Origin of the sequence: Actinosynnema sp. NPDC059335 (assembly GCF_042752395.1) — a bacterium.
In the GTDB taxonomy this organism is placed as follows: Bacteria; Actinomycetota; Actinomycetes; order Mycobacteriales; family Pseudonocardiaceae; genus Actinosynnema.
The window spans coordinates 12,314-19,961 of sequence record NZ_JBHYXZ010000153.1; the positions used below are offsets into that span (position 1 = coordinate 12,314).

A 7,648-nucleotide genomic window follows, 5' to 3' on the forward strand; every position below is an offset into this window, starting at 1 on the left:
ACGTCGGGCCGTTCACCGCGGCGATCGAGACGCCGGCCACCAGCGCCGCCCGCACGTCGGCCTAGCGGGCGGGGCCCCCCACCCACACCCCCCCCGGGCCGCCCCCCCCACACCCCCCCCCGGGGGGGGCCCCCGCGCGACGCGGCTACAGCGACAGGCTCCACCAGTCGAGGTGGCCCGTCCCCACCCAGATGACGTTGTGCACCCGCAGTTGCCAGGTGCCGTTGCGGGTCTCGCGGGACAGGTCGAGGGTGAACGCGCCGCCGGGGTCCGGCAGGGTGCTCACGACCTGGTGCTGGAGGCGGTAGCTCGTGCCGTCCGGGGCGACGAGGTCCAGGGTGATGAGCGAGCCCTGGAGGTTCTTGTAGTGCACCTCGACCCGTGAGGCGGAACGGGCGTTGCCCTCGCAGCCGGTGACGGTCAGGGTGACGACCACCGGCGGGGTCCGGGTCACCACCGGCGTGTCGGTGTCGTCGACCCGCGTGGCGCACGGGGTCGTCGGTTCGGGCACGGGCGCGTACGGCGCGGCCGCCTGACGTGCCGCGTGGCGCAGCATGGGCAGCGCCTTGGGCCAGAAGAACCCGTCCTGGCACGAGTAGGACGGGAAGAACCCGCCGCACGCCTGCTCGGGCGGCGGGCCGACCTCCCACACGAAGGACGCGACGCCGAGGTCGTCGTACACCCAGTCGTCGGTGGTGCCCGAGGCCGAGTAGAGCACCTGGCCCGACTGCCCGTACTGCCAGCCCGCGCCCGCCAGCCCGGCGAACCGCTGGGCGAGGTCGCGCAGCGCCGCGTCGTTGCCGGTGCGCCGCTCGGGCCCGCCGCCGCTCCACGGGAACAGCACGTAGTTGCCGTAGCTGTGCAGGGACAGCACCAGGCCCGTGGTGTCGGCGGGCGCGGCCCGGGCCGGGTCGGCGGGCCTCCGGTCGCGGTACAGGGATCGCCACAACGCTTGCAGCGCACGGGTTTCCGGCTCGGACTCGGGTGCGCTGCCCCGGTAGGTCTGGTCGCACTGCTGGTCGGACGCGTTCTGCAGACCCCAGTTGGAGCCGGTGTTGCGGTTGAGGTCCACGCCGTGGTGGGAGTGCGACGCGGTGCCGCACGGGGTGCCCTGGAGGTCGGTGTCGTTGCCGTTCTTGCGGTGGGGCACCGGCGTGTCGCCGCCCCGCTGGACCTGCTCCACGCCGTCGGGGTTGGCGACGGGCACGACCCAGAACTCGGTGGTGTCCAGCAGGGCGGCGACCTCCGGGTCGGCGCCGCCCACGAGGTGGTCGATCCAGCGCCACGCGATCTCGCCGGTGGTCAGCTCGCGGGAGTGGAGCTGGGCCAGGACGAAGAAGCGGGGCTTGGGCGCGTCGGGGGACAGGGCGCAGTCGCCGGGGCGCTTGCGGGTGACGCACAAGGCCCGCAGGTCGTGCCCGCCCCGGTTCCGGGTCTTGAGCCAGGAATCGCCGTAGTCCACGACGGTGGCGAGGTCCGGGTGCTCGCGGGCGACCTGGTCGAGGTGCTGCTGGTGGGCGCCGACGGTGCGGTAGCCGCCGTGGAACGTGTCGCCGGTGGCCGCCGACCGTGCCGGCTCGGGCAGCACCTGGTCGACGGAGGCGGTGAACCCGGCCCGGGCGAGCGCGCCGCCCGTGGACCGGTCGCCGAGGACGAAGAGGTTGTCGCCCTCGCGGTGCTCCATCACGTCGAAGCCGGCGGCGAACAGGGCCTGCTCGGAGCCGAGCGGGGCGTGCACCTCGTAGAGGAGGGCGCGGTCGTCCGGGGTCGCCGTCGCCGGGCCGGCCGCCACGAGGGTGGCGGCGGCGCACAGCAGGGCGAGCCGTGATCGGTGTCGCTTCATCGGATCCTTCCTGCGCGGAGGAGGAACGCGGCGGAGGGAACCACTCTCCCAGGCGGGACGCGGCGACGTCCCGGCCGGCGTTCGGTGGGCCGACGTGCGCGGGGCCGGGTGGCCCGGTGACGTCGTCCCCTCAAGGAGTGCCGCCCACCTTGCCGGGACGGGCGGACGTCGTGCCCGCTCCGTGCGGTCCAGGCACGAGGAAGCCCACCGGCCTACGCGGCGGCCCCAGGGCGGCGGCCCAATGGTGGATGCCGGCCGGATCGCCGGGTGGCTACCCTCGGGCCGGCCCCGTGCGCGCGGTCACCGCCGCCGGGGTCTTCGAGGACATCACCCGTCCTACCCCGGTGGAGGCGAGCCGTGGGCGTGCGTTGGCCCGTGCTCCCGAGCGTCGTCGCGATCCTGGCCGGGGCGCTCACCGCCCCGGCCGCGGCACACGCCGCCCCACGCGACTACATCGTGGTGTTCCACGACGCGGCGGTCGCCCGAGCCGGCGGGCCGGGCGTCGCGGCACTCGCGTCGGCGACGGCCGGCCGGTACGGCGGCCGGGTCGACCGCACGTTCCACACCGCGGTGCGCGGCTACTCGGCCTCGATGAGCGAGGACGCCGCCCGACGCCTGGCGGCCGACCCGGACGTGGCGTCCGTGGAGCGGGACCGGCCGGTGCGGGCGTCCTGGCGGCAGCCCGACCCGCCGTCCTGGGGGCTGGACCGCGTCGACCGGCCCGCCCTGCCGCTCGACGCCGCCTACACCTACCGCAACACCGGTTCCGCGGTGCACGCCTACGTCGTCGACACCGGCATCGCCACGACGCACCAGGACTTCCGCGACCGGGTCCGGTGGGGCGTCAACACCACCGGGGACGGGACGGACACCGACTGCCACGGGCACGGCACGCACGTGGCCGGCACGATCGGCGGCACGGCGCACGGCGTCGCCAAGGGCGTCCGGCTGGTGGCGGTGAAGGTCCTGGGCTGCGCCGGCGCCGGCACGGTCGCCGGCGTCATCGCCGGGCTCGACTGGGTCGCCGCCAACGCGGTCGCGCCCGCCGTCGCGAGCCTCAGCCTGGAATCGCCCGGGACGAGCACCGCGCTGGAGTCGGCCGTGCGCCGCCTGGTCTCGTCCGGCGTCACCACGGTCGTCGCGGCGGGCAACGCGGGCGGCAACGCCTGCGACACCACGCCCGCCAGGGTTCCCGAAGTCGTCACGGTGAGCGCGACGGACCGCACCGACCGGCGGCCCGCCTTCGCCAACACCGGCCCCTGCGTGGACCTGTTCGCGCCGGGGGTGTCCATCACGTCCGCGTGGGGTAGCGGCGCCAACACCGTGAGCGGCACGTCGTCCGCCGCCGCGCACGTCGCCGGCATCGCGGCGCAGTGGTTGACCCTGCGCCCGAACGCCTCGCCCGCCGAGGTCGCCGCCCGGCTGCGCGGGAACGCGGTCGCGGGCCGGGTCGTCAACGCGGGCGCCGGCGCGCCGAACCTGCTGGCCCTGGCGCTCACCCACCTCACCCCGGTGGTCGACCGGCCGGCGACCGCCTCCGGCGTCGTGGGCGCGCAGTTCGCGGTGGCCCCCGCCGTGTCCGGCGGCACACCGCCCTACCGGTGGACGGCGACCGGCCTGCCACCCGGCGTGGCGCTCGACCCGGCGACGGGCCGGTACGCCGGCGTCCCGACCACCGCGGGCCGCCACACCGTGACCACCACCGTGACCGACGCGGCCGCCCGCACCGACACCGTCACCACGACCGTCGTGACCCGGATGCCGGGGCCCGTCCTCGGCCAGGCGGTGGACCAACCGGGGTTCGAGGCGAGGCCGGGCCCCGTGGCGTGGAGCGCGACGCCGGGCGTGCTCGGACAGACCGGGCGGCCCGCGCGCACCGGCGACGCCTCGGCCTGGCTGGGCGGCACGGGCTTCGCCGGGCGCACGTCCCTGTCCCAGACCGTGACGATCCCCGCCGAAGGCGCCGTGCACACGCTGTCCTTCTGGGCGCACGTCGAAACCTCCGAGTGGGCGATCGGCAGCGGCCCCGCCGACACGCCCGCGGCCGTGGCCCACAAGCCGAACCCGGAGGGGACGCCACCGCCGCCCAAACCGTGGCCGTGGCCGTGGGGACCGTTCCCGGACCCGTGGAGCGCGGGCCCGCAGCCGGTCCCGTGGGGGCCGCGCCCGGACGCCTCGGACCTGCTCGTCGTGGACGTCGCGCCGGCCGGCCCGGGACCGCAGCCCTGGGTGACCCTGGACGTGCTGTCGAACTTCGACGCGGCGTCCGGCTACCGGCTCAGGGCCTACGACGTGTCCGCGTTCGCCGGGACGTCGGTGGTCCTGCGGCTCACCGCCGTCGAGGACACCGGCGCGACGACGTCCTTCGTGATCGACGACGTCGCCCTCGACACCACCTGACCACACCTCCGGAAGGAGTCCACCGTGAAGCGCACCGTGGCCACCGCGGCGGCCGTGCTGATCGCGGCGTTGTCGGTCGCGACCCCGGCGCAGGCCGCGCCTCCGGCCGACTGCGCCAACGGCAGCTACAGCGACGCGCTGCCGCCGTACCACACCCACTGGGTGCTGGGCGAGCGCTCGTACACGGGCGGCACCATAATCGCGAACACCACCTACCGGTTCTGGCTGCGCGAGAACGCGGCCTACACACCGCCCCTGTTCGTCTCGGCGCGCCGGGCGACGTGCAACGTGCTGGTCCAGTACGTCGACGCGATGCAGCCGACCTGGCAGACCGGCAACCTCCCGTGCCTGGTGACCGGCGAGTACCGCGACCCGGCGAGCGCCACCACCTACCACGTCCTGCTCGGCGAGCGGGTCAACCGGCTCAACACGATCACCCAGGCGACCGCGAACTTCCGGTTCTGGATCACCGAGCAGCGGAGCGCGTCGGGCCGGAGCTACCTCGACAGCAGCATCGTCATGTGCTGAGACCGGTTGGGGGCCGCCCTTGGCCGGCAGCGCGGCGGCACGAGCGGCCGTGCTCGGCAACGCGCCGCCGGAACAGCTCCACGAGCCGACCTCGCCCGCCCCGTTTCGTCCTTTGTGGACTTCGGCGCGCAGGCGGCGGTGGCCGGCGCGCACGGGTTCGGTCGAGAGCGGAGCGCGGCGGTCCGGTCGCCCACGGGCAGGGCGAGCCGCCGGGCCGCTCCCGCCGGGCTACGTGCGCCGGCGGATCTTGATCAGGTCGAGGTCGGTGGCCGAGGCGCGCATGTCGCGGAAGTCCACGCCGAACTCCTCGACCGCGCGCGACGCCATGGCCAGCGCGCGGTCGCACACGGCACGGTCGGTCGCCTCCACCTCCGCCCGCAGCTGCACGCGGAAGCTGAAGAAGTCCAGCGACCGGTCGTAGGCCAACGCCCCCTGCTCGGAGAAGCCGTTGTCGAGCACCCCGTGCCGGTCGACCTCGGCCAGCAGCCGCGCGCGGCCGGCGTCGTCGAGGTCGGTGAACCTGCCGCGCACTATGACCCGGTAGGTGTGCTCCGCCATGTGCCGTCCCCCGCTCGCCCGGATGTGGGGTGCATCGTGGAACACCGGCCGGGCGGACGGCAACCGACTTGACCGCCGTCACGGCGACGGCGCACGGGGGTCCCGATTCCTGACGTCGGCACGTCAAACAGGCAAAACCGCCATTCCACGCCCGTCCGCCGAAGGTCACCGCGGACCCGGACGGGGTTCCCCCATGGTGTGAGGGTCCGCCCCGCGCGCCGCGCGCGGAAGGTGATGGGCGACAAGGGAAATGACCTGGGCGAGTGGTGTCCTGTCCGGTCGGACGACATCGCCGACCAGACGGCCGAGCCGTGATGTGCGCCGGGCGATGCTGGTTCGACGCGGGGCGCAGGACGCGGTGGGCGGCCTGGCAGCGCACCCGGCGCGAACAGGGAGGGAGGAGCCGATGTCACCGACGTCCCGGACGGCGTGGCTTCGCGGCGCCGCGGCAGGTGCGGCGGCAGTGGCGTGCGCGGTGGTCGTGGCCGCCACGCCGATCGCGCCCCCGGCTCACGCGGACCCGGGGATCTGCATCGACCTGGTGATGGAGCACGGGTACGAGGCGACCGACACCGTGCTCAAGGCGTGCAAGATCGCCAAGACCGGCAAGCACGACGACCGCCGCAAGTGCCGCCGCATGCTGGTCGACGAGGGCGTCGACTCCGATGTCGCGAAGGAGGCGTGCCGGATCGCCTCGGAGCCCGACCGGCGGCGGGTGCCCGCATGACGGCCGACACGCCGCCGGGCGAGCGCACCTCGACGCTCCTGACGGGCGGGGCCGGGCCGGCGGGCGACGCCGCGTCGGCGGTGGGCCGGCTGCGGGTGGTCTTCCGGCTCCGGGTGGCCGACGGTCAGCGGCACCGGTTCCTGGAGGCGTACCGGCGGATCCGGCACCGGGTGGCGCGGGTGGACGGCTACCTCGGCGACCAGCTGTGCCAGTCCGAGGACGACCCGGACGAGTGGGTGCTCACCAGCGAGTGGTCGAGCCCGGCGCACTTCCACCGGTGGGAGGCGAGCGCCGGGCACCGCGAACTCGCCGGGCCCCTGATGGCGTGCGTGACCTCCAGGGAGTCGCGCCGCTACCGCGTCCGCCTCGCCACCGCGCCGCTGCCGCCGGCCCGGGGACCGGTAGGGGGCGGACCGGTGCGCCGTTACGCGTTGGCGTTCACCGTGCGGCCGGAGTCGGTGGCCGAGGTGGCCGAGATCCTGGCCGGCTACTCCTCGCCGCCGGCGGGGCGGGCGGGGGACGGGCCGCGGCTGCTGGACCGGACGTCGGTGTTCATGGCCGGGCCGCTCGTGGTGCGGGTCGTGGACATCACCGGCCCGCCGTCCGAGGTCGTGCGGCACCTGGCCGGGCAACCGCAGGTCCGGGCGGTGGAGGAGAGGCTGCGCCCGCACCTCACGCTGGACCGCGACCTGTCCGACGACGACGGGCGACGGCGGTTCCTGGCGACTGCCGGGATGCGGGTCGTCGCCTCCGTGCACGGGTGCCCCGGCCACCCGCCCCGCACCGCCGCGGTCTACCGGGCGCTGCCGGGGCGGGGCGGGGAAGTGGCCCGCCGGCTCGCCGCCGACGCCGCGGTCCCGGGCCGCAACACCACGGTGTTCCGCCGGCGCGACCTCGTCGTGCACCTGGTCGAGTCGCCGGACGCGACGCTGGAGGTGCCGCTGGCGGGCGAGCTGGCGCCGATCGTCCGCACGGCCCGCCCGATGACGTTGGTGACCGATCGCATCGCAGGGGTGTCCTCATGACCAGCCAGACCTACCACGTCGTCAGCTCCCGCGACGCCGCGCCGAACCGGGCCCGGGGCGGGGACCTCCGCGTCCTGCTCGGCCCCGCGACCGTGGGGGCCACGACCGGGTTCCTCGGCGTGGTGCGCCTGGAGCCGGGGGAACGGGTCGACGAGCACTACCACCCCTACTCCGACGAGTTCCTGTACGTCGTGGAGGGCGAGGTCGAGGTGGACCTCGACGACGTGCCGCACGCGGTCCGCGCGGACCAGGCGCTGCTGATCCCGACCGGGGTGCGGCACCGGGTCCGCAACACCGGCCCCGGTCCCGCCCGCGCGGTGTTCCACCTGTGCCCGCTGGCGCCGCGCCCGGACCTGGGGCACGTGGACACGGAGACGACGCCGTGACCCGCCGGGTGGCCGTGACGGGGTTGGGGGTGGTGGCGCCGGGCGGGATCGGGGTGAAGCCCTTCTGGGGGCTGCTGACCTCCGGCCGGACCGCCACCCGGCCGATCGGGCTGTTCGACGCGCGGGGTTTCCGGTCCAGGATCGCCGCCGAGTGCGATTTCGACCCGGACGCCGCCGGGCT

At 75.5% G+C, this 7,648-nt stretch carries 8 protein-coding genes; 6 read left to right on the plus strand and 2 right to left on the minus strand.

Annotated elements, in window-relative coordinates:
• Positions 1 to 145: 145 nt before the first annotated feature.
• Complete coding sequence (locus ACFXGA_RS32865) at positions 146 to 1,843, minus strand: M14 family zinc carboxypeptidase (RefSeq protein WP_378094739.1); 1,698 nt, start codon at positions 1,841 to 1,843, stop codon at positions 146 to 148.
• 357 nt (positions 1,844 to 2,200) lie between these two features.
• Between ACFXGA_RS32865 and ACFXGA_RS32870 the strand changes: the two genes are divergently transcribed.
• On the plus strand, positions 2,201 to 4,243 hold the full coding sequence (locus ACFXGA_RS32870) for a S8 family peptidase (RefSeq protein WP_378094741.1): 2,043 nt from the start codon (positions 2,201 to 2,203) through the stop codon (positions 4,241 to 4,243).
• Positions 4,244 to 4,267: 24 nt separating this feature from the next.
• Positions 4,268 to 4,771 (plus strand): hypothetical protein, encoded by a 504-nt coding sequence (locus ACFXGA_RS32875; RefSeq protein ID WP_378094743.1) that lies wholly within the window; start codon positions 4,268 to 4,270, stop codon positions 4,769 to 4,771.
• Positions 4,772 to 4,999: 228 nt separating this feature from the next.
• Here the strand turns inward: ACFXGA_RS32875 and ACFXGA_RS32880 are convergent, their stop codons facing one another.
• Positions 5,000 to 5,329 (minus strand): DUF6204 family protein, encoded by a 330-nt coding sequence (locus ACFXGA_RS32880; RefSeq protein ID WP_378094745.1) that lies wholly within the window; start codon positions 5,327 to 5,329, stop codon positions 5,000 to 5,002.
• A 406-nt stretch (positions 5,330 to 5,735) separates the two neighbouring features.
• On the opposite strand from ACFXGA_RS32880, the gene ACFXGA_RS32885 reads away from it, so the two are divergent.
• The 4 genes from ACFXGA_RS32885 to ACFXGA_RS32900 all read left to right on the plus strand — a co-directional run.
• The gene (locus ACFXGA_RS32885) at positions 5,736 to 6,056 is read left to right on the plus strand and encodes a hypothetical protein (protein ID WP_378094747.1); all 321 of its coding nucleotides are present in this window, start codon (positions 5,736 to 5,738) and stop codon (positions 6,054 to 6,056) included.
• Complete coding sequence (locus ACFXGA_RS32890; RefSeq protein WP_378094748.1) at positions 6,053 to 7,081, plus strand: SchA/CurD-like domain-containing protein; 1,029 nt, start codon at positions 6,053 to 6,055, stop codon at positions 7,079 to 7,081. Before ACFXGA_RS32885 ends, ACFXGA_RS32890 begins: the two co-directional genes overlap by 4 nt.
• The gene (locus tag ACFXGA_RS32895; RefSeq protein WP_378094749.1) at positions 7,078 to 7,467 is read left to right on the plus strand and encodes a cupin domain-containing protein; all 390 of its coding nucleotides are present in this window, start codon (positions 7,078 to 7,080) and stop codon (positions 7,465 to 7,467) included. Before ACFXGA_RS32890 ends, ACFXGA_RS32895 begins: the two co-directional genes overlap by 4 nt.
• Positions 7,464 to 7,648: beta-ketoacyl synthase N-terminal-like domain-containing protein (locus ACFXGA_RS32900; RefSeq protein WP_378094751.1), on the plus strand; the 185-nt coding region annotated here is incomplete at its 3' end. The genes ACFXGA_RS32895 and ACFXGA_RS32900, both read left to right, overlap by 4 nt.